General features: G+C 61.2%; 21 protein-coding genes. 12 read left to right on the top strand and 9 right to left on the bottom strand.

Annotated elements, in window-relative coordinates:
• Positions 1-106: 106 nt before the first annotated feature.
• Genes CWC48_RS03360 through CWC48_RS03370 form a run of 3 tightly spaced genes read right to left on the bottom strand, consistent with a single transcriptional unit; the run spans position 107 to position 2111 of the window.
• Complete coding sequence (locus tag CWC48_RS03360) at positions 107-724, bottom strand: TPM domain-containing protein (RefSeq protein ID WP_078047298.1); 618 nt, start codon at positions 722-724, stop codon at positions 107-109.
• A 28-nt stretch (positions 725-752) separates the two neighbouring features.
• Positions 753-1481, bottom strand: a complete 729-nt coding sequence (locus CWC48_RS30680) for a YgcG family protein (protein WP_078047297.1) — start codon at positions 1479-1481, stop codon at positions 753-755.
• A gap of 18 nt (positions 1482-1499) precedes the next feature.
• Positions 1500-2111 carry a LemA family protein gene (locus CWC48_RS03370; protein ID WP_025855347.1) on the bottom strand — a complete coding sequence of 204 codons (612 nt, stop codon included), beginning with the start codon at positions 2109-2111 and terminating at the stop codon, positions 1500-1502.
• A gap of 242 nt (positions 2112-2353) precedes the next feature.
• Here CWC48_RS03370 and bglX point away from each other — a divergent pair, with 242 nt between their 5' ends.
• Both bglX and CWC48_RS03380 read left to right on the top strand, forming a co-directional pair.
• The gene (gene bglX, locus CWC48_RS03375) at positions 2354-4645 is read left to right on the top strand and encodes a beta-glucosidase BglX (protein ID WP_100491338.1); all 2292 of its coding nucleotides are present in this window, start codon (positions 2354-2356) and stop codon (positions 4643-4645) included.
• Between the two features lie 749 nt (positions 4646-5394).
• Entirely contained in the window at positions 5395-6327 is a 933-nt protein-coding gene (locus tag CWC48_RS03380; RefSeq protein WP_100490184.1) for a transposase, read from the top strand.
• Between the two features lie 493 nt (positions 6328-6820).
• On the opposite strand, the gene CWC48_RS03385 is transcribed toward CWC48_RS03380, so the two are convergent.
• The 4 genes from CWC48_RS03385 to CWC48_RS03400 form a co-directional block, all read right to left on the bottom strand.
• Entirely contained in the window at positions 6821-7978 is a 1158-nt protein-coding gene (locus CWC48_RS03385; RefSeq protein ID WP_100491339.1) for a phosphatidylserine/phosphatidylglycerophosphate/cardiolipin synthase family protein, read from the bottom strand.
• A 1-nt stretch (position 7979) separates the two neighbouring features.
• Positions 7980-8561, bottom strand: a complete 582-nt coding sequence (locus CWC48_RS03390; RefSeq protein WP_078047294.1) for a YceI family protein — start codon at positions 8559-8561, stop codon at positions 7980-7982.
• A gap of 79 nt (positions 8562-8640) precedes the next feature.
• Positions 8641-8955 carry an amidase gene (locus tag CWC48_RS03395; RefSeq protein ID WP_078047293.1) on the bottom strand — a complete coding sequence of 105 codons (315 nt, stop codon included), beginning with the start codon at positions 8953-8955 and terminating at the stop codon, positions 8641-8643.
• Positions 8952-10025, bottom strand: coding sequence for a serine hydrolase (locus CWC48_RS03400; protein WP_078047292.1), 1074 nt, complete (start codon positions 10023-10025; stop codon positions 8952-8954). Before CWC48_RS03400 ends, CWC48_RS03395 begins: the two co-directional genes overlap by 4 nt.
• Before the next feature lie 186 nt (positions 10026-10211).
• Between CWC48_RS03400 and olsB the strand changes: the two genes are divergently transcribed.
• Together olsB and CWC48_RS03410 are read left to right on the top strand one after the other, a co-directional pair.
• Positions 10212-10967, top strand: coding sequence for an L-ornithine N(alpha)-acyltransferase (gene olsB / locus CWC48_RS03405; protein WP_003172415.1), 756 nt, complete (start codon positions 10212-10214; stop codon positions 10965-10967).
• A complete protein-coding gene (locus CWC48_RS03410; protein ID WP_078047291.1) occupies positions 10967-11758 on the top strand; it encodes a 1-acyl-sn-glycerol-3-phosphate acyltransferase in 792 nt (263 codons plus the stop codon). The genes olsB and CWC48_RS03410 overlap by 1 nt, the downstream gene beginning before the upstream one ends.
• 112 nt (positions 11759-11870) lie before the next feature.
• On the opposite strand, the gene CWC48_RS03415 is transcribed toward CWC48_RS03410, so the two are convergent.
• Entirely contained in the window at positions 11871-12455 is a 585-nt protein-coding gene (locus tag CWC48_RS03415) for an ACP phosphodiesterase (protein WP_100491340.1), read from the bottom strand.
• 154 nt (positions 12456-12609) lie between these two features.
• On the opposite strand from CWC48_RS03415, the gene CWC48_RS03420 reads away from it, so the two are divergent.
• Genes CWC48_RS03420 through CWC48_RS03430 form a run of 3 tightly spaced genes read left to right on the top strand, consistent with a single transcriptional unit; the run spans position 12610 to position 15201 of the window.
• Positions 12610-12936, top strand: coding sequence for a helix-turn-helix transcriptional regulator (locus CWC48_RS03420; RefSeq protein ID WP_100491341.1), 327 nt, complete (start codon positions 12610-12612; stop codon positions 12934-12936).
• Positions 12937-12949: 13 nt separating this feature from the next.
• Complete coding sequence (locus tag CWC48_RS03425) at positions 12950-14116, top strand: MFS transporter (protein WP_078047288.1); 1167 nt, start codon at positions 12950-12952, stop codon at positions 14114-14116.
• A 29-nt stretch (positions 14117-14145) separates the two neighbouring features.
• A complete protein-coding gene (locus CWC48_RS03430) occupies positions 14146-15201 on the top strand; it encodes an alkene reductase (RefSeq protein ID WP_078047287.1) in 1056 nt (351 codons plus the stop codon).
• A 233-nt stretch (positions 15202-15434) separates the two neighbouring features.
• On the opposite strand, the gene CWC48_RS03435 is transcribed toward CWC48_RS03430, so the two are convergent.
• Positions 15435-16067: a TetR family transcriptional regulator gene (locus tag CWC48_RS03435; RefSeq protein WP_078047286.1), complete on the bottom strand. Its 633-nt coding sequence runs from the start codon at positions 16065-16067 to the stop codon at positions 15435-15437.
• A 286-nt stretch (positions 16068-16353) separates the two neighbouring features.
• On the opposite strand from CWC48_RS03435, the gene CWC48_RS03440 reads away from it, so the two are divergent.
• The 5 genes from CWC48_RS03440 to CWC48_RS03460 all read left to right on the top strand — a co-directional run bounded on the left by CWC48_RS03440 (position 16354) and on the right by CWC48_RS03460 (position 25649).
• Positions 16354-17502: an efflux RND transporter periplasmic adaptor subunit gene (locus CWC48_RS03440; RefSeq protein WP_078047285.1), complete on the top strand. Its 1149-nt coding sequence runs from the start codon at positions 16354-16356 to the stop codon at positions 17500-17502.
• A gap of 3 nt (positions 17503-17505) precedes the next feature.
• Positions 17506-20667, top strand: a complete 3162-nt coding sequence (locus CWC48_RS03445; RefSeq protein WP_078047284.1) for an efflux RND transporter permease subunit — start codon at positions 17506-17508, stop codon at positions 20665-20667.
• Complete coding sequence (gene adeC, locus CWC48_RS03450) at positions 20664-22121, top strand: AdeC/AdeK/OprM family multidrug efflux complex outer membrane factor (protein WP_100491342.1); 1458 nt, start codon at positions 20664-20666, stop codon at positions 22119-22121. The genes CWC48_RS03445 and adeC overlap by 4 nt, the downstream gene beginning before the upstream one ends.
• Positions 22122-22323: 202 nt before the next feature.
• Positions 22324-24021 (top strand): molecular chaperone HscC, encoded by a 1698-nt coding sequence (locus CWC48_RS03455; RefSeq protein WP_100491343.1) that lies wholly within the window; start codon positions 22324-22326, stop codon positions 24019-24021.
• Between the two features lie 11 nt (positions 24022-24032).
• Positions 24033-25649 carry a J domain-containing protein gene (locus CWC48_RS03460; protein ID WP_100491344.1) on the top strand — a complete coding sequence of 539 codons (1617 nt, stop codon included), beginning with the start codon at positions 24033-24035 and terminating at the stop codon, positions 25647-25649.
• The last annotated feature ends 5 nt before the right edge of the window (positions 25650-25654 follow it).

Raw genomic sequence — 25654 nt, forward strand, 5'->3', positions numbered from 1 at the left:
GGGCGTCAGGGCACGGAGTTATTTGATCAACGGTCAATCAGCAGCCCCCCTCAAATGTGAACACTGGATGATGTGGTGTCCACAAAGGGGCTGGGTGTTGCCTGGATTATTCGAGTACGACCAAGCGATTCGGTAGTTCATTACGGGTTTGGGTCACCGGCACATGCACCTTGAGCAACTCGCCACAGGCTTCAATGCAGCTGATAAACCCCGCCAGTGTCTCGCCCTGCTTCACCTGCTGGGTAAACGCCGTGACGATCGAATCCCAACTGCTGTCATCCAGATGCTTGGAGATACCATCATCCACCAGGATCTCCACGTACCGCTCGGCCTCGCTGACAAAAATCAGCACGCCGGTGCTGCCCAGCGTGTGGTGCAGGTTCTGCTCCAGGAATTGACGGCGCGCCAGGTTCGACGCGCGCCAATGCCGTACCGAGCGCGGGATCAGGCGGGTGGTGACCTTGGGCAAACGGAACACCAGGCACAACACGATGAACGTCGCCCATTGCGCCAGCAGCAAGGTGTACATGGTCAGGTAGCCCGACAGGTAATGCACCACACCCGGCACCACCAGCGCGATCAGGCTGGCCCACAGCAGCGGGATGTAGGCGTAGTCATCGGCGCGGGCGGCCAGTACGGTCACCAGTTCCGCGTCGGTGGTTTTTTCCACCCGGGCGATCGCCTCCGCGACTTGGCGCTGCTCGTGTTCAGTCAGTAATGCCATGGTTGTAATTGCTCTCTAATTATTGTCATCACCAGCCGCCTGAAGCTCCACCGCCGCCGAAGCCGCCACCGCCGCCCCGGAAACCACCGCCACCTCCCCCGCCGCCACCGCCGCGTCCGCTGCTGCTGAGAATCGCCAGCAGGATCGCGCCCACCGGCAGCCCCAGACGATTGCACAGCCACAACACGCCGATCAGCAGGATAAACAAGCCGATGGAAAACCCCGGATTATCCTTGGCAAAGTTGGCGTCCGCCACATGCGCCGGCACGGCCAGTGGTTCGCCGCCCACCACTTGCACCATCGCCGCCACACCGTCGCTGATGCCCTGGCTGAAATTGCCGGCCTTGAACTTGGGTGCAATCACCTGGTTGATGATCACCCACGACTGCGCATCGGTGAGCACCCCTTCCAGGCCATAGCCGACTTCGATGCGCAATTTGCGCTCATCGCGCGCGACGATCAACAGCGCACCGTTGTCCTTGCCCTTCTGGCCGATGCCCCACTGGCGGCCCAACTGATAACCGAAGTCCTCAATGGGCACGCCCTGCAGGTCAGGCACGGTGACCACCACGATCTGGTCACCGGAGGTCTGCTCCAGCGCCTGCAACTGCTGTGTCAGCTGCTGGCGCGTGGCGGGGTCGATCATCTCGGCGGTGTCCACCACCCGCCCGGTCAGCGCCGGGAAGGTCAGCGCCGCCTGGGCCATGCCCACGCAGGCCAACAGCCACAGCGCCAGGCCTATCCGTAATAAACGCATCGACACCTCAGTGCAGCTTTATTTGAACTTCACTTGCGGCGCTTTATCGGCGTCGGCACTGGTGGCCTCAAACGTGGCGCGGATCGGCAGGTCGCTGTACATCACGCTGTGCCACAGGCGGCCCGGGAAGGTGCGGATTTCGGTGTTGTAGGCCTGCACCGCCTGGATAAAGTCCCGGCGCGCCACGGCGATACGGTTTTCGGTGCCTTCAAGCTGGGATTGCAGGGCCAGGAAGTTCTGGTTGGCTTTCAGGTCCGGGTAGCGCTCGGACACCACCATCAAACGGCTGAGTGCGCCGCTCAAGCCATCCTGGGCTTGCTGGAACTGCTTGAGTTTTTCCGGGTTGTCGAGGGTGCTGGCATCCACTTGGATCGAGGTGGCCTTGGCCCGCGCTTCGATGACGGCGGTCAGGGTGTCCTGTTCATGGGCGGCATAGCCCTTCACCACTTCCACCAGGTTGGGGATCAGGTCGGCCCGGCGCTGGTACTGGTTCTGCACCTGGCCCCAGGCGGCCTTGGCCTGTTCGTCCAGGGTCGGGATGTTGTTGATGCCACAACCGCTCAGCACCGTGCCGATCAATAGCAAAACCGCGGCTTTCAAGCCCCAGCGGTAACCTTGTGCTGCTTGCATGGTGTTTCTCCTGCCCAATCTTGATGGAATGTGACGACTCACCCTATACACCACGCGCTTGGGGCATAATCCGCCACCACTGGCATGCATTGAGCCAATCAGCTACAAAGATGCCCAGCGCGAAAAAGAGTTCAGAGTGTGCTGCATTTATCTGAACAACACCCGAACAACAATAGACGCTCCCCACATTTTGGCCGCCAGCGTTCCCTGGATGCTGTGCAGTGAGCCGAAAAAGGATATTCATGAAAAAGCTGTGTTTGCTCGGCCTTGTTGCCACTCTGGCCAGTCACCCCGTATGGGCAGAAACAAAGCCTGCTGCGCTTAAAGACAAGGACGCCTTCGTCAGCGACCTGCTCAAGCAGATGACCCTGGATGAAAAGATCGGCCAATTGCGCCTGATCAGCATCGGCCCCGAGATGCCCCGCGAGCTGATCCGCAAGGAAATCGCCGCCGGCCGCATCGGCGGCACGTTCAACTCCATCACCCGCCCGGAAAACCGTCCGATGCAGGACGCGGCCATGCGCAGCCGCTTGAAGATCCCGATGTTCTTCGCCTACGACGTGATCCACGGCCACCGCACCATTTTCCCGATCAGCCTGGCCCTGGCGTCCAGCTGGGACATGGAAGCCATCGGCCGCTCCGGGCGCATCGCCGCCCAGGAAGCCGCCGCCGACAGCCTCGACATCACCTTTGCGCCGATGGTCGACATCTCCCGTGACCCACGCTGGGGCCGCACCTCCGAAGGGTTCGGTGAGGACACCTACCTGGTCTCGCGTATCGCCGAAGTAATGGTCAAGGCCTTCCAGGGCGTAAGCCCCGCGAATGCCGACAGCATCATGGCCAGCGTCAAGCACTTCGCCCTGTATGGCGCGGTGGAAGGCGGCCGTGACTACAACGTGGTCGACATGAGCCCGGTCAAGATGTACCAGGACTACCTGCCGCCATACCACGCGGCGATCAAGGCCGGCTCCGGCGGCGTGATGGTGGCGCTGAACTCGATCAACGGCGTGCCCGCCACCGCCAACACCTGGCTGATGAACGACCTGCTGCGCAAGGACTGGGGCTTCAAGGGCCTGGCCGTGAGCGACCATGGCGCGATCTTCGAGCTGATCAAGCACGGCGTGGCCAAGGACGGGCGTGAAGCCGCCAAGCTGGCGATCAAGGCCGGCATCGACATGAGCATGAACGACTCGCTCTACGGCAAGGAGCTGCCGGGGCTGCTCAAGTCCGGTGAAATCGAGCAGAGCGACATCGACAACGCCGTGCGCGAAGTGCTGGGCGCCAAGTACGACATGGGCCTGTTCAAGGACCCGTACCTGCGCATCGGCAAGGCTGAGGACGACCCGGCCGACACCTACGCCGAAAGCCGCCTGCACCGCGCCGATGCGCGCGACATCGCGCGCCGCAGCCTGGTATTGCTGAAAAACCAGAACAACACCCTGCCGCTGAAAAAATCCGCCACCATCGCCCTGGTCGGCCCGCTGGCCAAGGCGCCGATCGACATCATGGGCAGTTGGGCCGCCGCCGGTAAGCCGGAGCAGTCAGTCACCCTGCTCGACGGTTTGAACGCGGTGATCGGCGAGAAGGGCAAGATCATCTATGCCCGTGGCGCCAACATCACCAACGACAAGGCCGTGGTCGACTACCTGAACTTCCTCAACTTCGATGCGCCGGAAGTGGTGGATGACACCCGCCCTGCCCAAGTGATGATCGACGAGGCGGTCAAGGCTGCCAAGGATGCCGACGTGGTGGTCGCCGCCGTGGGCGAGTCCCGTGGCATGTCCCACGAATCTTCCAGCCGCACCGACCTGAACATCCCGCAGAGCCAGCGTGACCTGATCAAGGCCTTGAAAGCCACCGGCAAGCCGCTGGTATTGGTGCTGATGAATGGCCGTCCCCTGTCGATTCTCGAAGAGACCCAACAGGCCGATGCGATCCTGGAAACCTGGTTCGCCGGCACCGAAGGCGGCAATGCCATCGCCGATGTGCTGTTTGGTGACTACAACCCTTCGGGCAAGCTGCCGATCACCTTCCCACGTTCGGTGGGGCAGATTCCGACCTACTACAACCACCTGACCATCGGCCGGCCGTTCACGCCGGGCAAGCCGGGCAACTACACCTCGCAGTACTTCGATGACACCACCGGCCCCCTGTTTCCGTTCGGGTATGGCTTGAGCTACACCACGTTCGGCCTGTCGGACATGGCGCTGTCGTCCACCACACTGAACAAGACCGGCAAGCTCGACGCCAGTGTCACCGTGACCAACACCGGCAAGGTGGACGGCGAAACCGTGGTGCAGTTGTATATCCAGGACGTGGCCGGTTCGATGATCCGCCCGATCAAGGAGCTGAAGAATTTCCAGAAGGTCATGCTCAAAGCCGGTGAAGAGCGCACCCTGCACTTCACCATCACCGAGGAAGACTTGAAGTTCTACAACACCCAACTCAAGTTCGCCGCGGAACCGGGTGAGTTCAATGTGCAGATCGGACTGGACTCCCAGGACGTGCAGCAACAAACCTTCGAACTGCTCTGATCTAAAGCTGTAAACACAGTCCATGTGGGAGCTGGCTGGCCTGCGATAGCGGTGGAAAATTCACCACTGCTCTCGCAGCATAGGTATCAACACAACGTTGTCCCCCCCCCCAACACCAACCACGATGCGAAGCGAGCCGCTCTTGCTCTTGCTCTTGCTCTTGCTCTTGCTCTTGCTCTTGCTCTTGCTCTTGCTCTTGCTCTTGATCCTGCTTTTGATCTCAGGCGCCCCGTCAAACACGCTGGCCGGAATTCGACAGGGATTTGGGGGGTAAACCGGCAGGGATGCCGGTTTAGCCGCCCCGCGCCATGGATGGCGCGTGGCGGCGGCCCCCCAAATACCTGTCGGATTACGGGCACACCGAGCCTAGGCGAGGTGCCGAGTGTTGGGGCAAGAGCGTTTTGCTTACTTTTGCGCTTTTCAAAAGTGAGCCGCCGTAAGGGCGGAACCATTAGCAGCCGTTACCCAAATAACGGATATGTACCCGATCAGATCCAACATCCAGGTCGGCTGTCAGGCCGCCTTCGCGAGCAAGCCCGCTTGTGTCTTGAGACAGGATTAAGCTGAAGGTGAGAGGGTGAGTGGCAAGCTGAATGCCCGAAGTGCTTAAAGCACGTGTGGGAGCCCATGCTGCCACTCACTTCTCCGCTCTGGACATGAGCCCGAACAGTTGAACGAGCCCACCTCGAACAGTTACAAGCGTGGGCCAAGCCAGAGCGCTCTCACTTTGAGTGTAAGAGGGTTTGGCTATGTTTTCCTATCCAGCAGGCATTGATGTTTCCAAGGACAGCCTTGAGGCTCGAGTTAATCTGATTGACGTTGGGGTAAGTTGCGCTAACGCCGAAGATGATTTCCCTGGGTTGATTGGGTGGCTATTGCTTCACCAGGTCGGTCGCGTGCTGTTGGAGGCCACTGGCGGTTACGAGCGCAAAGTCATGAAGGCGCTCCAGGCTGCGGGCCTCAACGTCATCTGCATCAATCCCCGTCGAGCCAAGAGTTTTTCCACTGCGATGGGCCAACAAGCCAAAACCGACCCGATAGATGCAAAGTCCCTTGCACAGTTCGCAGCGGTACTCGACTCGCCAAACAGCCGAATCACCAGCCCGAAACATGACGAGTTGCGCGCGTTAGTCCAACAGCGAGAAAACTTTATTCAGCAGAGAGACGATGACAAAAGGCGCCTGAAAACGGCCTCATGCGACGTAGTAAAACCAGCGTTGCAGAGTCATATCGACTACCTGATCAAGGCTGTGAACGCGATAGACCAGTTGATTCGTCAAAGCGCCAACGTGTTAGATCGCGAAAAAGTCGAACGCCTGTGTTCAGTTAAGGGGATCGGGCTCGTTACGGCGGCTAGCCTTATGGCATACCTGCCGGAGTTGGGTGAGGTTGGCAAGCGTCCGATCGCTGCCCTAGCGGGCCTCGCGCCGTATAACAACGACAGTGGGAAGCACATAGGCGCGCGTCACATTCGTGGCGGAAGGTTTTCCGCACGTCGCTCGCTATACATGGCCTGCTGGGTCGTCATTCGGGACCAGCCTGAATTCCAGGCACGCTATAAAGCACTGCGTGGCAAAGGAAAATGCGCAAAAGTTGCGCTAATCGCATGCATGCGTGTTTTGTTAATCCGGCTGAACGCAATGCTGCGTGATAGGACTGAATGGAAAGAACACGCTGCCTAAATCGGCAGCGATGTGTCGTTGAAGGTCACACGGCTTGAAGCTGTGGGAGTTTGGCTGTCTTTGAAAGCGATGGCCAAGATATGGTCATCAAGACAGTTGCTCCCACATTTGGATCGCGGGGCAACAGTTGTAGAGTGGTTGGCTGTCAGGCCGCCTTCGCAGGCAAGCCAGCTCCCACATTTTTGGATCGCGGGGCGACAGTTAGATTGTGGTCGGCTGTCAGGCCGCTTTCGCAGGCAAGCCAGCTCCCACATTTGGATCGCGGGGCGACAGTTAGTTTGTGGTCGGCTGTCAGGCCGCTTTCGCAGGCAAGCCAGCTCCCACATTTGGATCGCGGGGGGGGACAGTTAGATTGTGGTCGGCTGTGAGGCCGCATTCGCAGGCATGCCAGCTCCCACATTTTTGGATCGCGGGAGGACAGTTAGATTGTGGTCAGCTGTGAGGCCGCTTTCGCAGGCAAGCCAACTCCCACATTGGATTAGCGGCGCTCTCGCTAACCCCGTCGGTCGAGCAAATTCACCACCAACCGATCAATCCACCCCCACACCCGCTGCTTCACCCGCCGCCACAACGGCCGCGACTTCCACGCCTCCAGGCTCACCGCCTGGCTCTGCTCGAAATCCCGCTCGAAACTGCCCTCCACCGCCCGCGTCAGCTCAGGGTCCAGCGCTTCCAGGTTGGCTTCCAGGTTGAAACGCAAATTCCAGTGGTCGAAGTTGCACGAGCCGATGCTCACCCAGTCGTCCACCAGCACCATTTTCAAGTGCAGAAAGCACGGCTGGTATTCAAAGATCTGCACACCCGCACGCAGCAAGCGCGGGTAATAACGGTGCCCGGCATACCGCACGGACGGGTGATCGGTACGCGGGCCGGTAAGCAGCAAGCGCACATCGACGCCGCGCCCGGCGGCACGGCGCAAGGCACGGCGCACGCTCCAGGTCGGCAGGAAGTACGGAGTAGCCAGCCAGATACGCTGCTGGCTGCTGTTCAAGGCGCGGATCAGCGATTGCAGGATATCCCGGTGCTGGCGGGCATCGGCATAGGCCACGCGCCCCAGGCCTGGGCCGGTGGTCGGCACCTTGGGCAAACGCGGCAAACCGAAATGAGTGGCGGGCTTCCACTCACGGCGCGCGGCATTGGCGTGCCATTGGCGATCGAACAGCGCCTGCCAATCCAGCACCAACGGGCCACTGATCTGCACCATCACTTCATGCCAGTCGGCGGTGTCTTGCCCCGGCGTCCAGAACTCATCTGTTACACCCGTGCCGCCGACCACTGCGATTTCCTGGTCGATCAGCAACAGCTTGCGATGGTCGCGATACAAGTTGCGCATCCAGCGGCGCCAACTCAGGCGATTATAGAACCGCAACTCCACGCCGGCGTCGGTCAGGCGTTTGCGCAGCCCGAGGGTAAACGCCAGGCTGCCGTAATCATCGAACAGGCAACGCACCCGCACCCCCCGCTCGGCGGCCTGTACCAGGGCCTTCACCATGGCTTCGGCGCAGGCGCCGGCCTCGACCAGGTACAACTCCAGGTCAACCTGGTGTTCCGCCCGGGCAATGCCCACCAGCATCTGCGGGAAAAAATTCGGCCCGTCGATCAACAACTCGAAACGGTTGGCGCTGCGCCACGGGAACACCGCGCCGCTCACGTCAGCGCGCCGTAAAAATCAGCACCGCACCCACCGGCACCGACAGGCTGATCGACTTGAGCCCCGCCGCCTTACGCAGCGCCGCCACACCCGGCGCCAGGTCAAAGTCCTCGGCATGCACCACCAGCGGTTCCAGGGTTACCACTTGGAAACGCCGGTCATCCAGGCGTGTCGCCAGCAGTTCGGCGCTGTAGGTCTGGGTCTTGCCGTGCAGGGTCACGGATACTGGCAGGCGCAACTCCAACTGCGCGCCAGGCGCCAGGTCGTTGATAGGTTGCAGATTGATCTGCGCGTTGATCAGCGCATTGGGGAACGTCTTGATCTCGAACAGTTGATTGCGCATACGCTCATCGCGAAGCGGTATGCCGCTGTTGACCGACTCCAGCTCCACCTCCAGTTGCGCCGCGCCCTTGCTGTCGACCTTGCCGTGCAGCACCAGGAAGCGATGGACTTCAGCGATCTCGGTGTTTTTGGTGGTGACGAACGACAGGCGCGAGGACTCGTTGTCCAGGTACCAATCGGCGTGGGCAGGCACAGCGGCGCAGGTCAACAGTGTGAAAGCCAGTGGTTTGACATTGAACATAAAGACTCATGAGGCAAAAAACCTGCACGAACCTTAACTGCGCCGTGTGCCGGGCGCAATGGAATGGGCCGGTGGCGTGTCAAGGATTGAGGCGACAACCCTGGCGGTCGCCTAGCCACCGTGCACTGTGCGTACGCCCCAACCCGCTCGCCGTCACTTCACTGCGCTCCGGGTTGTCGCTGAACGCGCTGGTCGGCACGTACTGCTTCACATACCCCCGGCAATATTCGGCCGGGTTGTTCGCCACGTACCGGCACGAGCAGTACTCCTTGGCGGTGTAGGCCGCGATGATGTCGGGGAAGGCTTGCAAGTTGACGCGCTCATGCCAGATCCACCCCAGCAGGGCGAGCAACAGCAGCAGAAACAGGCTGGTAAACGGACGACGACGGATCATGGCTGCACCGCCGCCAGCACGCGTTTGAGCAGTTCGTTATGGCGATAGCTGCCGTCGCGGTCATCGCCGTAGCGCACGATCACCAAGTGTTCGTCGGGCATCACGTAAAGCGCCTGGCCCCAGTGGCCGAGGGCGGCGAAGGTGTCGGCGGGGGCATCGGGCCAGGGACGTGATGCGCCTTGATTGAGCCACCAATGGCCACCGGGGACGGCTTCGTCCTGGCCGGTTTTGTATTTATCGAACGGCTGGCGATTGAAGGCGATCCAGTCTTTGGGCAGCAGTTGTTGATCACCCCAGCGACCATTGCGCGCCATCAGCAGGCCGACACGCGCCAGGTCGCGGGCGGTGAGGTAGGCGTAGGAAGACGCGACGAAGGTTTCGTCGGCGTCGGTCTCCCAGGTGGCATTACGAATGCCCAGGGGTTTGAACAGCGCATCCCACGGGTAACTCATATAAGCCTTGTGGCCGAGCATGCCTTTGAGGGCAGCGGACAACAGGTTGGTGTCGCCGCTGGAGTAGCGAAAGACCTGGCCCGGGGCGCTGGCCGCCGCGGTGTCTGCGGCAAAGTCGGCCATATCAGCGCGGCCGCGGGTGTAGAGCATTGCCACCACCGAGGATTTCAACGGCGCGTATTCGTAGTCTTCCTGCCAGTCGAGGCCCGAGGCCCAGTGCAGCAGGTCGGCCATGGTCACGTTGGGGTGCTGCTTCATCGGTGGATAGAAACGCGCCACCGGGTCGCTGAGTTTGAAACGGTTATCGCCGTAGGCCACGCCCAATACGGTGGCCATCAGGCTTTTACTGATGGACCAGGTGAGGTGCGGCGTGCTGGCGGTGGTGGGCGCTGCATAGCGTTCGTAGATGACCTCACCCTCACGGATCACCAGCAACGCGTCGGTGCGAATGCCTTGGCGGGTGGCGTCGTCGCGCGCCGGGAACGCGTAGGCGTCCAACGCATCGACAGCAGGGCCCGTGAGCGGTGTGCCCTTGGCCCATTCCTTATCGGGCCAGGTTTCGGCGTGAGCGGCAACGGTGACAAACAGCAGGGCAACACACAACAGGCCTCTGACCATGGACGCAAACTCAAGGGGGCATTCAAGCCCGCGAGCCTAGCCGAGGGTGATGACAAATTTGCGACAGGGATGGCTGTCATCCAAGCGTCACCATAACTTCATGGAGATGACACCGAGGCTACATAGCCTGACTTTGGACAACAAAGTCGACCGGCCGAAATCGTGGCCGGCACTCGGAGACTCGCCATGACTCAGATCGCCCGCATCAGCGACACCGGCAATGAACGCCGTCTGCAAGCCGAACGCCTGGTTGGCGCGCAGGCGTTGCAGGAAGCCCAGGCCCTGCGGTTCAACGTGTTCAGCGGCGAGTTCAACGCCAAGCTGAAAGGCGCTGAGCTGGGCCTGGACATGGATGACTATGATGTTCACTGCAGCCACATCGGCGTGCGGGATTTGAACAGCGGTCGACTCGTCGCCACCACCCGTTTGCTCGACCACCAGGCGGCCAGCACCCTGGGCCGGTTCTACAGCGAAGAAGAATTCAGCCTGCATGGCCTGCTGCACTTGCAGGGCCCGATCCTGGAGATCGGCCGCACGTGCGTCGACCCGGCCTACCGCAACGGCGGCACCATCGCCGTGTTGTGGGGCGAATTGGCCGAAGTGCTCAACCAGGGCGGCTACAGCTACCTGATGGGCTGCGCAAGCATCCCGATGCACGACGGCGGCATCCAGGCCCACGCGATCATGCAGCGCCTGCGCGAACGCTACCTGTGCAACGAACACCTGCGCGCCGAACCGAAAAAACCACTGCCGGCGCTGGACCTGCCGTCCAACGTGATTGCCGAAATGCCGCCGCTGCTCAAGGCCTACATGCGCCTGGGTGCGAAGATCTGCGGCGAACCGTGCTGGGATGAAGATTTCCAGGTGGCCGACGTATTCATCCTGCTCAAGCGCGATGAGTTGTGCCCGCGTTATGCCCGCCACTTCAAGGCGGCCATGTAATGAGCCGCTTGCGCGTGTACGGGCGCATTGCCCGGGTACTGTTGGTGGTGGCGCTGGGCCTGAGCATGGCCAGTGTGTTTGGTGTGTTCGAACGACTGGGCATCGCCAACTCGATGGTGCGGCGCCAGCGTTGGTCACGCTTCTTCATGGCGCGACTGACCCACGCCCTGCCCTTTCGCGTGACGGTGCACGGTGAGTTGCCGCAAACCCCGATGCTGTGGGTGAGCAATCACGTGTCGTGGACCGACATTCCGCTGCTGGGCATGGTCACACCGCTGTCGTTCCTGTCCAAGGCCGAAGTGCGCACCTGGCCGGTGGCGGGCTGGTTGGCGGCCAAGGCCGGTAGCCTATTCATTCGCCGGGGATCGGGTGACAGCCAGCTGATCCGCAAACAGATGACGCGCCATTTGGAGCAACAGCACCCGCTGCTGATGTTCCCGGAAGGCACCACCACCGACGGGCGCAGCCTGCGCACCTTCCACGGTCGCTTGCTGGCCAGTGCGATCGATGCGCAGGTGTCGCTGCAGCCGGTGGCGATCCGTTATCTGCGTGACGGCCAAGTAGACCCGCTGGCGCCTTTTATTGGCGACGATGATTTGCTCTCGCACCTGATGCGCTTGTTCGCCAACGACCAGGGCGATGTGGAAATCCACGTGCTCACGCCGATTGCCTGCGCCGGGCAAGAACGCGCGGCGCTGGCGTATCAGGCGCAGCAGGCGGTGCAGAGGGCGTTGTTTGGGCCGTTGCCGGAAGCAGAAGAAGTTGATGCACGGCCGGCATTCGCCGCTTGAATTAAGTGAACACCGATCAAAATGTGGGAGCTGGCTTGCCTGCGATAGCGGTGGGTCAGCAATACATGTATCAACTGGCAGGCTGCAATCGCAGGCAAGCCAGCTCCCACATTCAGACCTCAGTAGTCAGTTGAGCTTGGGCAAATTTTTGCAGTTCTGGATAGAACAGCCGGAAGTCTTCGCTTAGCGGCTCATAAAGTTGACGCAACTCCTGCATCGCAAACCCCAACGCCTCCGGCTGTGTCAGTCGCCGCGAAATCCCCCGCAGCACCTGCTCCATCACCGCAAATTCTCGATACGAGCCCAACCAATCATCCGCTGCCATATAGGGCGCAATCTGCGCCAGTCGCCCGGGCAATTGCGGCTCGGCCGCCAGCACCCGGTACACCTGCGACGTGAAGCGCTCCAGCGGTTGGTCGGCATAGAGCGTCCAGTCCCGTGCCAGGCAGTGGTCGAAGAACAGATCCAGGACGATCCCGGCATACCTTCGGCGAGTCAGGCTAAAGCGCGACAACGCCGCATCGACCAACGGATGGCTGTCGGTAAAACGGTCAATCGAGCGATGCAACTGGATTGCCGCTTCGATTTGCGGGCTGAACTGGCCCTGCAGGCGGCCTTTGACGAAGTCGCCATACAGGCTGCCCAGCAGTTGCGCAGGAAGTTGGCCGCCCAGGTGCAGATGTGCGAGATAATTCATGGCGCGCAGTCTATCACTGCCGTTAACGTATCGTTATAACCCGATATACCGATTGAGCCTAGGCTCAGATCAAAATCATATTGGTATATCGGGATAGACCGATTTAAAGTTCGCCTCATCGCGATATAACGCTTTACGAAACCGAGCACCTGCCATGCCCATCGACCTCGACGAAATAATAAAAGCCCTGGCACACCCAGTACGACGAGACATCCTCACCTGGCTGAAAGACCCGAAGGTGCAGTTCCCCGAGCAACTGCACAACCACGAATACGGCATCTGCGCCGGGCAGATCGATCAGCGCTGCGGCCTGTCACAGTCGACCGTATCGGCCCACCTGGCCACATTGCAACGGGCGGGGTTGATCAGCAGCCAGAAGGCTGGCCAATGGCACTTTTTCAAACGCAACGAGGAAACCATCCAGGCCTTCCTCGCGGCGCTCATCACTGAACTCAGCGCTGACGACAACGCACCGCTGTAACAAGGAAACGCTAATGCCCCTCTCGCTACTCATACTGGCCCTCAGCGCCTTCGCCATCGGCACCACCGAGTTCGTCATCATGGGCTTGTTGCCCGATGTGGCGACGGACCTGGGCGTATCGATTCCCGGCGCTGGCTGGCTGGTCACCGGCTACGCCCTGGGCGTGGCCATCGGTGCCCCCTTCATGGCACTGGCCACCGCCAAGCTGCCACGCAAGGCGGCCCTGGTAGCGTTGATGGGGATCTTCATTATCGGCAACCTGCTCTGTGCCCTGGCCAGTGACTACAACGTGCTGATGTTTGCCCGTGTCGTTACCGCGCTGTGCCACGGTGCGTTCTTTGGTATTGGTTCGGTGGTCGCAGCCAACCTGGTGCCGGCCAACAAGCGTGCCTCCGCCGTGGCCCTGATGTTCACCGGCTTGACCCTGGCCAACGTGCTCGGTGTACCGCTGGGTACCGCACTCGGCCAGGAAGCCGGCTGGCGCTCGACCTTCTGGGCAGTGACGGTGATTGGCGTGGTTGCGTTGATCGGCCTGATCCGCTTCCTGCCCGCCAAGCGTGATGAAGAGAAACTCGACATGCGTGCCGAACTGGCGGCCCTCAAGGGCGCCGGCATCTGGCTGTCGCTGACCATGACCGCATTGTTTGCCGCGTCCATGTTCACCCTCTTCACCTATGTCGCGCCGCTGCTCGGCGATGTCACCGGCGTGTCGCCCAAGGGCGTGACCTGGACCCTATTGCTGATCGGCCTGGGCCTCACTGTCGGCAACATTATCGGCGGCAAACTCGCGGACAAGCGCCTGGCGGCCACCCTGATCGGCGTGTTCATCAGCATGGCGGTGGTCTCCACGGCACTGACCTGGACCAGCATCGCTGTGATTCCGACTGAAATCACCCTGTTCCTGTGGGCCACCGCCTCGTTCGCCGCAGTGCCTGCGCTGCAGATCAACGTAGTGACCTTCGGCAAGGCCGCACCGAACCTGGTGTCCACCCTGAACATCGGCGCGTTCAACATCGGCAACGCCCTCGGAGCCTGGGTGGGCGGCAGTGTAATCGCCCACGGTTTCGGCCTGACCAGCGTGCCGTTGGCCGCAGCGGCCCTGGCGATTCTCGCGCTGGTGGTGACCCTGATTACTTTCCGTCAGAGCGGCGATGCCGACCTGGCCCCTGCGACCAACTGATCCACTTCAAAGACAAAGGTGCTTTCCCCATGACGACTATTTTCGATCCAATCAAACTGGGCGACCTGGAACTGTCGAACCGTATCATCATGGCGCCGCTGACCCGCTGCCGTGCCGATGCCGGTCGCGTACCCAACGCGCTGATGGCCGAGTACTACGTGCAGCGCGCTTCCGCCGGGCTGATCCTCAGCGAAGCCACCTCCGTGACGCCACTGGGCGTGGGCTACCCGGACACCCCGGGCATCTGGTCCAACGATCAGGTGCGCGGCTGGGCCAACGTCACCAAGGCCGTGCATGGCGCGGGCGGCAAGATCTTCCTGCAACTGTGGCACGTGGGGCGTATTTCCCATGAGTCGTACCTGAACGGCGAAACCCCGGTCGCACCGAGCGCGATCCAGCCCAAAGGCCACGTCAGCCTGGTTCGCCCACTGGCCGACTACCCGACCCCACGCGCACTGGAAACCGCTGAAATCGCCGACATCATCGACGCCTACCGCACCGGCGCCGAGAACGCCAAGGCCGCCGGTTTCGACGGCGTGGAAATCCATGGCGCCAACGGCTACCTGCTCGACCAGTTCCTGCAGAGCAGCACCAACAAGCGCACTGACCAGTACGGCGGCTCCCTGGAAAACCGTGCACGCCTGCTGCTGGAAGTGACCGACGCCGCCATCGAAGTCTGGGGTGCTGGCCGCGTGGGTGTGCACCTCGCACCGCGCGCCGACTCCCATGACATGGGCGACGACAACCTGGCGGAGACCTTCACCTACGTCGCCAGTGAATTGGGCAAGCGTGGCATCGCGTTTATCTGCTCCCGTGAGAAAGAAGGCGCCGACAGCCTCGGTCCACAACTCAAGAAGGCTTTCGGTGGCACCTACATCGCCAACGAACGCTTCACCAAGGACAGCGCCAACGCCTGGCTGGCCGAAGGTAAAGCCGATGCCGTGGCCTGGGGTGTGCCGTTCATTGCCAACCCGGATTTGCCAGCGCGCTTGAAGGCTGATGCGCCGCTCAACGAAGCACGTCCAGACACCTTCTATAGCAAAGGCCCGGTCGGCTACATCGATTACCCGACGCTGGCGCTGTAATGTAACGTGCTGAAACGAGAAAGCCCCGGCTCGCAGGAACCGGGGCTTTTTCATGGGGCCAGGAAACACTCCTTCACAGCCCTGCAACAAAATCGCTACAAAATACTTAGTCGGCTACCTATCAACCGCCCGCCAGCCCGTATATAAAGTCACCCCACCTATCAGGCAAAAGGACGATTGACGGTCCTTGGGCTTTACTGTTGACACAACCTGATGCAATTACGCATTTTGTCTTAATTGCGCAGGCTTGGGCTCCAGCGCAGCATGTCCAGCCCGGCATCCACCCAGCGCTCGGCCTCCTGATGCAGTTGGAAGCTGTCGGGCACCAGGAGCCACTGGCCGATCAGACCGTTGATGTAGGCGTGGATGCACACTGCGCCACGGGCAGTGTCGAGATTTTCCGGAAGTTGCCCGCGATGGACCGCGTTACGCAATGTCAGGCCGATGCGCAGGTTGCACTCCAGGCTGTGGGTCTGACGCTGGCGGCGCATGTCGCACATTTCATCGGTGAATTCGCACTTATGGAACAAGATCTCGTTGATGCGCCGGGTTTTCGGGTCCAGGGCTACTTGATGAAACAAATGAATCAACAGCTTGCGCATGCAGCCCAGCGGGTCGAGTTCATCCTCGCTTTCACTGGCCCTGGCCAGTTCATCCAGCGGCTCATGCAGGGTGTCGAGCAGCGCCTGCAGCAAATCGGACTTGTTGCTGAAATGCCAATAGATAGCACCCCGCGTCACACCGGCCAGTGCGGCGATGTCCGCCAGCGTGGTCCGCGCAACGCCGCGCTCGTAAAAGGCCTGCTCGGCGGCTTCGAGAATCTGGCTGCGCGTTTCCTGAGCTTCCTCTTTGGTGCGACGAACCATGGCAGTAAAACCTCAATCAGGGTACTTGGGACTATCGGTAACGCAGATTTAATAGGCGGTAACGATGATCTGAATAATTGTGGGACGGCACCGTCATGGGCACCGAACGTACTAAAATCGAGGCTTTGGGCGTTGCTTTGTCAACATTCCGCGAAGCCTGTCAAGAGTTTACAAACAACCATGAACGTAAGTATATTGCGTAGCAAGCTACTTATCTACTCACAGCTTGTTTTTTACCCTTCCACACTTCTTGTGCGCACCCTGCGCGCCTGACCCGAGGATCTTCATGCAACTTAAGCCAGCTGTTACCGCTCTGGTCACTGCCGTCGCCCTGGCATCGCTGCTCAGCGGATGTAAAAAGGAAGAAGCGGCTCCGCCCGCTCAAACCCCTCAGGTCGGCGTGGTCACCATTCAACCGCAAGCCTATACCCTGACCACCGAGCTGCCAGGCCGCACCACCGCCTACCGCATCGCGGAAGTTCGCCCACAGGTCAACGGCATCATCCTCAAGCGCCTGTTCAAGGAAGGCGCGGACGTGAAGGAAGGGCAACAGCTCTACCAGATCGACCCGTCGGTGTATGAAGCCACCCTGAAAAGCGCACAGGCCAGCCTGACCCAGACCAAGTCCATCACCGACCGCTACAAGCAGTTGGTCGATGAGCAGGCCGTGAGCCGCCAGGAATACGACACCGCTGTCGCCAACCGCATGACCGCGGAAGCAAACGTTCAAACGGCCCAGATCAACGTGCGCTACACCAAGGTGTACGCGCCGATCTCCGGGCGTATCGGCCGTTCCTCGGTGACCGAAGGCGCGCTGGTCAGCAATGGCCAGGCCGACTCCATGGCCGTCATCCAGCAACTGGACCCGATCTACGTCGACGTCACGCAATCTTCGGCCGAAATGCTGAAACTGCGCCGTGACCTGGAAAGCGGCCAACTGGAAAAAGCCGGCGCCAACGCCGCCAAGGTCAAGCTGACCCTGGAAGACGGCAGCGACTACGGCCAGGACGGCAAGCTGGAGTTCTCCGAAGTGTCGGTTGACCAGACCACCGGTTCCGTGACCCTGCGCGCCGTGTTCCCCAACCCTGACCACACGCTGCTGCCGGGCATGTTCGTACACGCCCAACTGCAAGCTGGCGTCAACAGCAAGGCCATCCTGGCACCGCAGCAAGGCGTGACCCGTGATATCAAAGGTATCCCGACCGCCATGGTGGTGAACAAGGACAACAAGGTCGAGCAGCGTCAACTGGTGGCCAACCGCACTGCCGGCGCCTACTGGCTGGTGGAAAAAGGCCTGAACGCCGGTGACCGCGTGATCACCGAAGGCCTGCAATTCATCAAGCCGGGCATCGAAGTCAAGGTCAAGGACGCCGACAACGCCAAGCCTGCCGGTTCCGCTCCAGCTCCTGCTGCCGCTGCTGGCCAGGGGGAGTAACCCATGTCGAAATTTTTTATCGACCGTCCCATTTTCGCCTGGGTAATTGCCCTGGTGATCATGCTGGTCGGGGCACTGTCGATCCTGAAGTTGCCCATCAACCAATACCCGGCCATTGCGCCAACCGCCATCGACATCCAGGTGACCTACCCAGGCGCGTCCGCACAAACCGTGCAGGACACCGTGGTGCAGGTGATCGAGCAACAGCTCAACGGTATCGACAACCTGCGTTATGTCGCCTCGGACAGTAACTCCGACGGCAGCATGACCATCACCGCGACGTTCAACCAGGGTACCAACCCGGACATCGCCCAGGTTCAGGTGCAGAACAAGCTGAACCTGGCGACCCCACTGCTGCCGCAAGAAGTGCAGCAGCAGGGTATCCGCGTGACCAAGTCGGTGAAGAACTTCCTGATGGTGATCGGTCTGGTGTCGGAAGACGGCAGCATGACCAAGGACGACTTGTCCAACTACATCGTGTCCAACATCCAGGACCCGATCTCGCGTACCGCGGGCGTCGGTGACTTCCAGGTGTTCGGTTCGCAGTACGCCATGCGTATCTGGCTCGACCCGGCCAAACTGAACAACTACCAGTTGACCCCGGTAGACGTCAGCACCGCCATCTCGGCCCAGAACGTACAGGTGGCCACCGGTCAACTGGGCGGTTTGCCTGCCCTGCCCGGCACCCAGCTGAACGCGACCATCATCGGCAAGACCCGCCTGCAGACTGCCGAAGAGTTCGGCAAGATCCTCATGAAGGTGAATGCCGACGGCTCGCAAGTACGCCTGCGTGACATCGCCCGCATCGAACTGGGCGGCCAGAACTACAGCATCAGTGCACAGTTCAACGGCAAGCCGGCTTCCGGCATGGCGATCAAGCTGGCATCGGGCGCGAACGCCCTGGACACCGCCAAGGCCATCCGTGCCACCGTGGCGTCCCTGGAACCGTTCTTCCCGCCAGGCATGAAGGCGGTGGTGCCGTATGACACCACGCCAGTCGTGACCGAATCGATCTCCGGTGTAGTCCACACCCTGGTCGAGGCGATCGTGCTGGTGTTCCTGGTGATGTTCCTGTTCCTGCAGAACTTCCGCGCCACCATCATCACCACCATGACGGTACCGGTGGTATTGCTGGGTACCTTCGGGATCCTGGCCGCGTTCGGCTTCACCATCAACACCCTGACCATGTTCGGCATGATCCTGGCCATCGGCTTGCTGGTGGACGATGCCATTGTGGTGGTGGAAAACGTCGAGCGGGTCATGGCCGAGGAACACCTGTCGCCGAAAGAAGCGACGGTGAAATCCATGGGCCAGATCCAGGGCGCCCTGGTGGGTATTGCCCTGGTCCTGTCGGCGGTACTGTTGCCGATGGCGTTCTTCGGCGGCTCTACGGGTGTGATCTACAAACAGTTCTCCATCACCATCGTTTCGGCCATGGCGTTGTCGGTACTGGTTGCCCTGATCTTTACCCCGGCCTTGTGCGCCACCATGCTCAAGCCGATCGACCCGGAAAAGCACGGCCAACCCAAGCGTGGTTTCTTCGGCTGGTTCAACCGCACCTTCGACCGTGGCGTACTGAGCTACGAGCGCGGCGTGGGCAACATGATCAAGCACAAGTTTCCTGCATTCTTCGTGTACCTGATCATCTTCGCCGGCATGATCTGGCTGTTCACCCGCATTCCAAGCGCGTTCCTGCCAGAAGAAGACCAAGGCGTGATCTTCGCCCAGGTGCAGACCCCGGTCGGCTCTTCGGCTGAACGTACGCAGAAAGTCATCGACGACATGCGCGCCTTCCTGCTCCACGACAAGGAAGGCGAGCCAGGCGAAGGCAAGGCTGTGAAGTCGGTATTTACCGTAAACGGCTTTAACTTCGCCGGCCGTGGCCAGAGTTCGGGCCTGGCATTCGTGATGCTCAAGCCGTGGGATGAACGCGATTCGTCCATGTCGGTATTCGAGGTTGCCAAGCGTGCCCAGGGTTACTTCTTCGGGGCCTTCAAGGACGCCATGGTATTTGCCATCGTGCCGCCTTCGGTTCTGGAATTGGGTAACGCCACCGGTTTCGACGTGTTCCTGCAAGACCAGGGCGGTGTCGGCCACGAAAAACTGATGGAAGCGCGCAACCAGTTCCTCGGTGCGGCAGCGCAAAGCAAAATCCTTGCCGGTGTGCGTCCCAACGGCGTGAACGATGAGCCGCAGTACGAGCTCACCGTCGATGACGAGAAGGCCAGTGCCCAAGGTATTTCGCTGTCGAGCATCAACCAGACCCTGTCGATTGCCCTGGGTGGCAGCTACGTCAACGACTTCATCGACCGTGGTCGAGTGAAGAAGGTGTACGTGCAAGGCGAGGCCGCTGGCCGCATGTCCCCGGAAGACCTGGACAAGTGGTACGTGCGCAGCGACTCCGGGAAGATGGTGCCGATGTCGGCCATCTCCTCGGGCAAGTGGATCTTCGGTTCGCCGAAACTCTCGCGCTACAACGGTGTAGCGGCGATGGAAATCCTCGGTACCCCGGCTCCGGGCTACAGTACCGGTGACGCCATGGCCGAAGTCGAACGTATCGCCAAGGAACTGCCGGCGGGCGTGGGTTACGCCTGGACGGGCCTGTCGTACGAAGAACGTCTGTCCGGCTCCCAGGCGCCTGCGTTGTACGCCCTGTCGCTGCTGGTGGTGTTCCTGTGCCTCGCGGCCCTGTACGAAAGCTGGTCGATCCCGATCGCGGTGGTATTGGTCGTGCCGCTGGGCGTGGTGGGTGCGTTGATCGCCACCAGCATGCGCGGGCTCTCCAACGACGTGTTCTTCCAGGTGGGCCTGTTGGTGACGGTGGGCCTGGCGGCGAAAAACGCCATTCTGATCGTGGAGTTCGCCAAAGAGCTTCACGAACAGGGCAAAGGCATCGTCGAGGCGGCCATCGAGGCGTCGCGCATGCGTCTGCGGCCGATCATCATGACCTCCATGGCGTTCATCCTCGGCGTACTGCCGCTGGCGATCTCCTCGGGCGCCGGCTCAGGCAGCCAGCACGCGATCGGTACCGGCGTAATTGGCGGTATGATCACGGCCACTGTCCTGGCGATCTTCTGGGTGCCATTGTTCTTCGCAACCGTATCCGCTGCTGGCGAACGTAAAAAGACTGACACTACTGAAACTCCTAAAGAGGCTGGCCAATGAGCAAGTCGCTACTTTCCCTAGCAGTCACGGCATTCGTGCTCAGTGGCTGCTCGCTGATACCTGACTATCAGCGCCCCGAAGCGCCGGTGGCCGCGCAGTTCCCGCAGGGGCCGGCGTATTCGTCGGCCCAGGCGCCGAACCAGGCCGCTGCCGAGCAGGGCTGGAAGCAGTTTTTCCATGACCCTGCCCTGCAACAGCTGATCCAGACCGCGCTGGTGAACAACCGTGACCTGCGCGTTGCGGCCCTGAACATCGACGCGTATGCCGCGCAGTACCGCATCCAGCGTGCCGACCTGTTCCCGGCCGTGTCGGCCAATGGCAGCGGCAGCCGCCAGCGTGTGCCGGCCCGTGCCTCGCAGACCGGCGAAGCGAACATCACCAGCCAATACTCGGCCACCCTCGGGATCAGCTCCTATGAGTTGGACCTGTTCGGTCGCGTGCGCAGCCTGAGTGAAGAAGCGCTGCAGAAGTATTTCGCCACTGAAGAAGCACGCCGCAGTACCCAGATCAGCCTGGTGGCCAGCGTGGCCAATGCCTACCTGACCTGGCAGGCCGACAAGGAACTGCTCAAGCTGACCCAGGACACCCTGGGCGCGTTCGAGCAGAGCTTCAAGCTCACCTCGCGCAGCAACGAAGTCGGCGTGGCCTCGGCCCTCGACCTGAGCCAGGCGCGCACCTCGGTGGAAAACGCCCGCGTGCAACTGGCCCGGTATACCCGCCAGGTTGCCCAGGACGAAAACAGCCTGACCCTGCTGCTAGGCACCGGCCTGCCGGCGAATATCGCCAGCAAGCCGCTGTCGGATGACCTGCTCAGCGAAGTGCCGGCCGGCTTGCCGTCGGACCTGCTGCAACGTCGCCCCGACATCCTGCAGGCCGAGTACAACCTCAAGGCCGCCAACGCCAATATCGGCGCGGCCCGTGCAGCGTTCTTCCCGAGCATCAGCTTGACGGCCAACGCCGGCACCCTGAGCCCGGACCTCGGCGGCCTGTTCAAAGGCGGCTCGGGCACCTGGTCGTTCGCCCCGCAGATCAACATCCCGATCTTCAACGCCGGCAGCCTGCGCGCCAGCCTGGACTACTCGAAGATCCAGAAAGAGATCAACGTGGCGAACTACGAGAAGGCGATCCAGACCGGCTTCCAGGAAGTCTCCGACGGCCTCGCCGCGCGTGAAACCTACAAGCAGCAACTGGAGGCCCAGCGTGGCTTCGTCGCGGCCAACCAGGATTACTACCGCCTGGCCGAACGTCGCTACCGCATCGGTGTCGACAGCAACCTGACGTTCCTCGATGCCCAACGCCAGCTGTTCAGTGCCCAGCAATCGCTGATCACCGACCGCCTGGCGCAGCTGACCAGCGAGGTCAACCTGTACAAGGCCCTCGGCGGTGGCTGGAACGAGCAGACCGCGAAGAACGAGCCGTTGAAAGAAGAAGCACCGGCGTTGAAGTTGTTCTGATAGCGCTGTTGTAAACAAAAAAACCGCTTCCCTCACCGGAAGCGGTTTTTTTATGCCTGCCTTTTAATACCACCGACACACCGCTATCCCCGGCAAGCCGTTTCCTATAAACCTGCGAGGCTTTACCACCTTGCTTTCTCTTCAACCTTTCAGGGTAAAATTGGTAACAGATTCTTACAGACCACAGAGGGAGCTTGTCGTAATGATCGTAGGAATCGACCTGGGAACCACCAACAGTCTCGCTGCAGTCTGGCGCGGTGACGCCGCCGAATTGGTGCCCAATGCCCTTGGCCAGTTGCTGACCCCCAGCGTGGTCGGGCTGGATGATCAAGGCCGTGTCCTGGTAGGCCAGGCTGCCAAAGAGCGCCTGCACACCCACCCGCATCTGACCACTTCGCTGTTCAAGCGCTTCATGGGCAGTGCCACCGAAGTGCGCCTGGGCGACCGCTCGTTCCGTCCGGAAGAACTCTCCGCGCTGGTGCTCAAAAGCCTGAAGGAAGACATCGAGCGTACGTACGGCCACACCGTTACCGAAGCCGTGATCAGTGTGCCCGCGTATTTCAGCGACGGCCAACGCAAGGCCACGCGCATTGCCGGCGAGCTGGCGGGGCTCAACGTTGAAAAACTGATCAACGAACCCACCGCTGCCGCCCTCGCCTACGGCCTGCATCAGCGCGACAAAGAAACCTCGTTCCTGGTCTTCGACCTCGGCGGCGGCACCTTTGACGTGTCGATCATCGAGCTGTTCGACGGTGTGATGGAAGTCCGCGCCAGCGCCGGCGACAACTTCCTTGGCGGCGAAGACTTCGACACCCTGTTGCTCGAACATTTCGTCGACAGCCAGCGCAACGCCCAAGGCTTCCCGCCCACCAGCAGCGTGCTGCATGCCCTGCGCCGCGAAGCCGAACGGGTGCGCAAAGCCCTGGGCCAGGACGACAGTGCCGAATTCGCCCTGCGTGTCGACGGCCAGCAATGGGTGAAAACCATCACCCAGCAGGAACTGGCCAAGCTCTACACACCGCTGCTGGAACGCCTGCGCGCGCCGATTGAGCGGGCCCTGCGTGATGCACGGATTCGTGTCGGCGACCTGGATGAAATCCTGTTGGTGGGCGGTACCACGCGCATGCCGTTGGTGCGCAAACTCGCCGCCGGTCTGTTTGGCCGCTTCCCGTCCATCAGCCTCGACCCGGACCAGGTGGTCGCCCATGGCGCCGCGATCCAGGCGGCCCTCAAGGCGCGCTCTGCGGCACTGGAAGAAGTGGTGCTGACCGATGTGTGCCCTTACACCCTCGGTATCGAAACCTCGAACCAGTACGGTGGCCATATCGAAAGCGGGCATTACCTGCCACTGATCGAACGCAACAGCAGCGTGCCGGTGAGCCGCGTCAAAAGCGTGGTCACCCTTCACGACGACCAGACCCGCGTACTGCTCAAGATCTACCAAGGCGAAAGCCGCCTGGTCAAAGACAACATCGAACTGGGCCAACTGGATATCCCGGTGCCCAAGCGCAAAGCCGGTGAAGTCTCGCTGGATGTGCGTTTCACCTACGACAACAACGGCCTGCTGGAAGCCCAGGTGAGCATCCCGCTGACTGGCGAGCAGCACTCGCTGGTGATCGAGAACAACCCAGGCGTGCTCAGCCCGGAGGAGATCCAGCAACGCCTGCAAGCCTTGGCGCAGTTGAAGGTTCATCCGCGCGACCAACAGGTCAACACTGTACTCACGGCGCGCCTCGAGCGCCTTTATCAGGAAAACCTCGGCGAACTGCGCGAGCAACTCGGGCATTGGGCCGCGCAGTTCCAGCAAGTGCTCGACACCCAGGACGAGCGCCGCATCCGTGAAGCCCGCAGCGAACTGACCCGTCAACTTGAGCAGCTCGACAACGGGTTCTGGCGCTGAGGAAACACGACATGGAGTGTTGGACCGTACTGCAACTGCCGGAAGACGCCGACGAGCGCACCATCAAGCGCACCTATGCGCGGCTGCTGAAAAGCTGCCGGCCGGATGACGATGCTGCCGGCTTCCAGCGACTGCGCGAAGCCTATGAAGAGGCGCTGGCCTACGCACGCTGGCGGGTTGACGCCGAAGAAGAGCAAGAGAGCGTCCAGGCGCCGGTGGCCGAAGCAGCCTACGGCAACCTGAATGACCTGGCCGAACTGATGAATATCAGCCAGGTCCGCCCTGCGCTTTTCGAGACACCTGCACCCGACCCGGCCCAGTCGTTGCTCGACGGCCTCAACGCGCACAACCTCGACCACCGCTGGGCCCAGGCCCTGCAACAGGGCTGTACCGATGCGTTCCAGACCGGCCTGTTGCGTCATTGCTTCGAAGCGCCGGGCGAGCGCAGCGCCATCGCCCGTTGGGCGGTGCAACACCTGGAATGGCTGACGCCCTGGCAACAGGTGGCCATGACACCATGGCAGCACGAAGCGCTGACCGGCGAGCTGCTGCAGGACTACCGCCGCACCCTAGAGGAACGGCTGGAGCAAAAGGCCGAGCGCGAGTTCATCACCCAGCTCACGCACTACAACAACCAGCCGTGGCTGCGGGTGTTCGACCTGCAACAGCAGTGGCAACGCATCATCCTGCACCTGCTCCACGACACCACCTGGAGCGTGCCGTTGTTCGAGCGGGTGTGCCAGGCGTTCGGCTGGGACGACCAGAAAGGCGTGTTCCCGGAGCCGGCGTGGATGTGGCGCGAACTGGTGTCGCGCTGTGAGCAGGAAAGCTTCTACACCCACTTGCAGGAGAAGGCCCAGGACCCGCGGCGCACCTCAGCCGATGCCCTGGCGGCGCGCCTGTTACTGACGCCCATGTCCGCCACTCAACACAAACGCATGATCGACGGGTTTGGCGAAAACGAGTGGAATGCCTGCCAGCACTTGGCCGAAACCCTGACCTGGCGCTACCCGCAACTGATCGAGCGCTTGCCTCGGGCCGACCTGTTCTTCTGGCGCAAATACGTACCCCGGCCGATTTACACCCAGGTGTTCATCCGACTGTGGGCCCTTTTCGCCCTGGGGCTTGGCCTGAGTATCGCCCACGACAAACCCGACCGGATGGATGGGATGTCGCTGGTGATTTTCATGCTGATGGCGTTTGTGCCAGCGGCCATTGGCTTTCGCGTCACTCAACTGTGGGCCTCAATGAGCTCTACCTACCGGGTGGTGGATGTGTGGCTGAGCGAGTACCTGATCCCCAAGCGGCTCAACCCCAACGACTACTGGCTGGTGATTCGCCACGGCGTGCCACAGTTGGTCATGCTGGGAGCCTGCGGCTTGATGCTTGGCGTGCTGGGCATGGTTACCTACGCCGGCATGGTCCTGATCAACCTCCTGCACAAAAAACGCATCGGTCACATGAGCGTTAAATTCAGCCAAGGCTACCCGTGGCTGAATGGCTTGCACTGGGCCTTCTGGAGTCCGTTGCAAGCGGTGTTCCTGGTGGTGATGGTGGCGCTGATCGTGGCTGCGCAGCACTACTTGCCGCAAGTGCCCTGGACCCACTTCGACCTGCCCAAGCGCTAACCCCT

The sequence above is a fragment of the Pseudomonas sp. S10E 269 genome, assembly GCF_002798465.1.
GTDB lineage: Bacteria > Pseudomonadota > Gammaproteobacteria > Pseudomonadales > Pseudomonadaceae > Aquipseudomonas > Aquipseudomonas pergaminensis.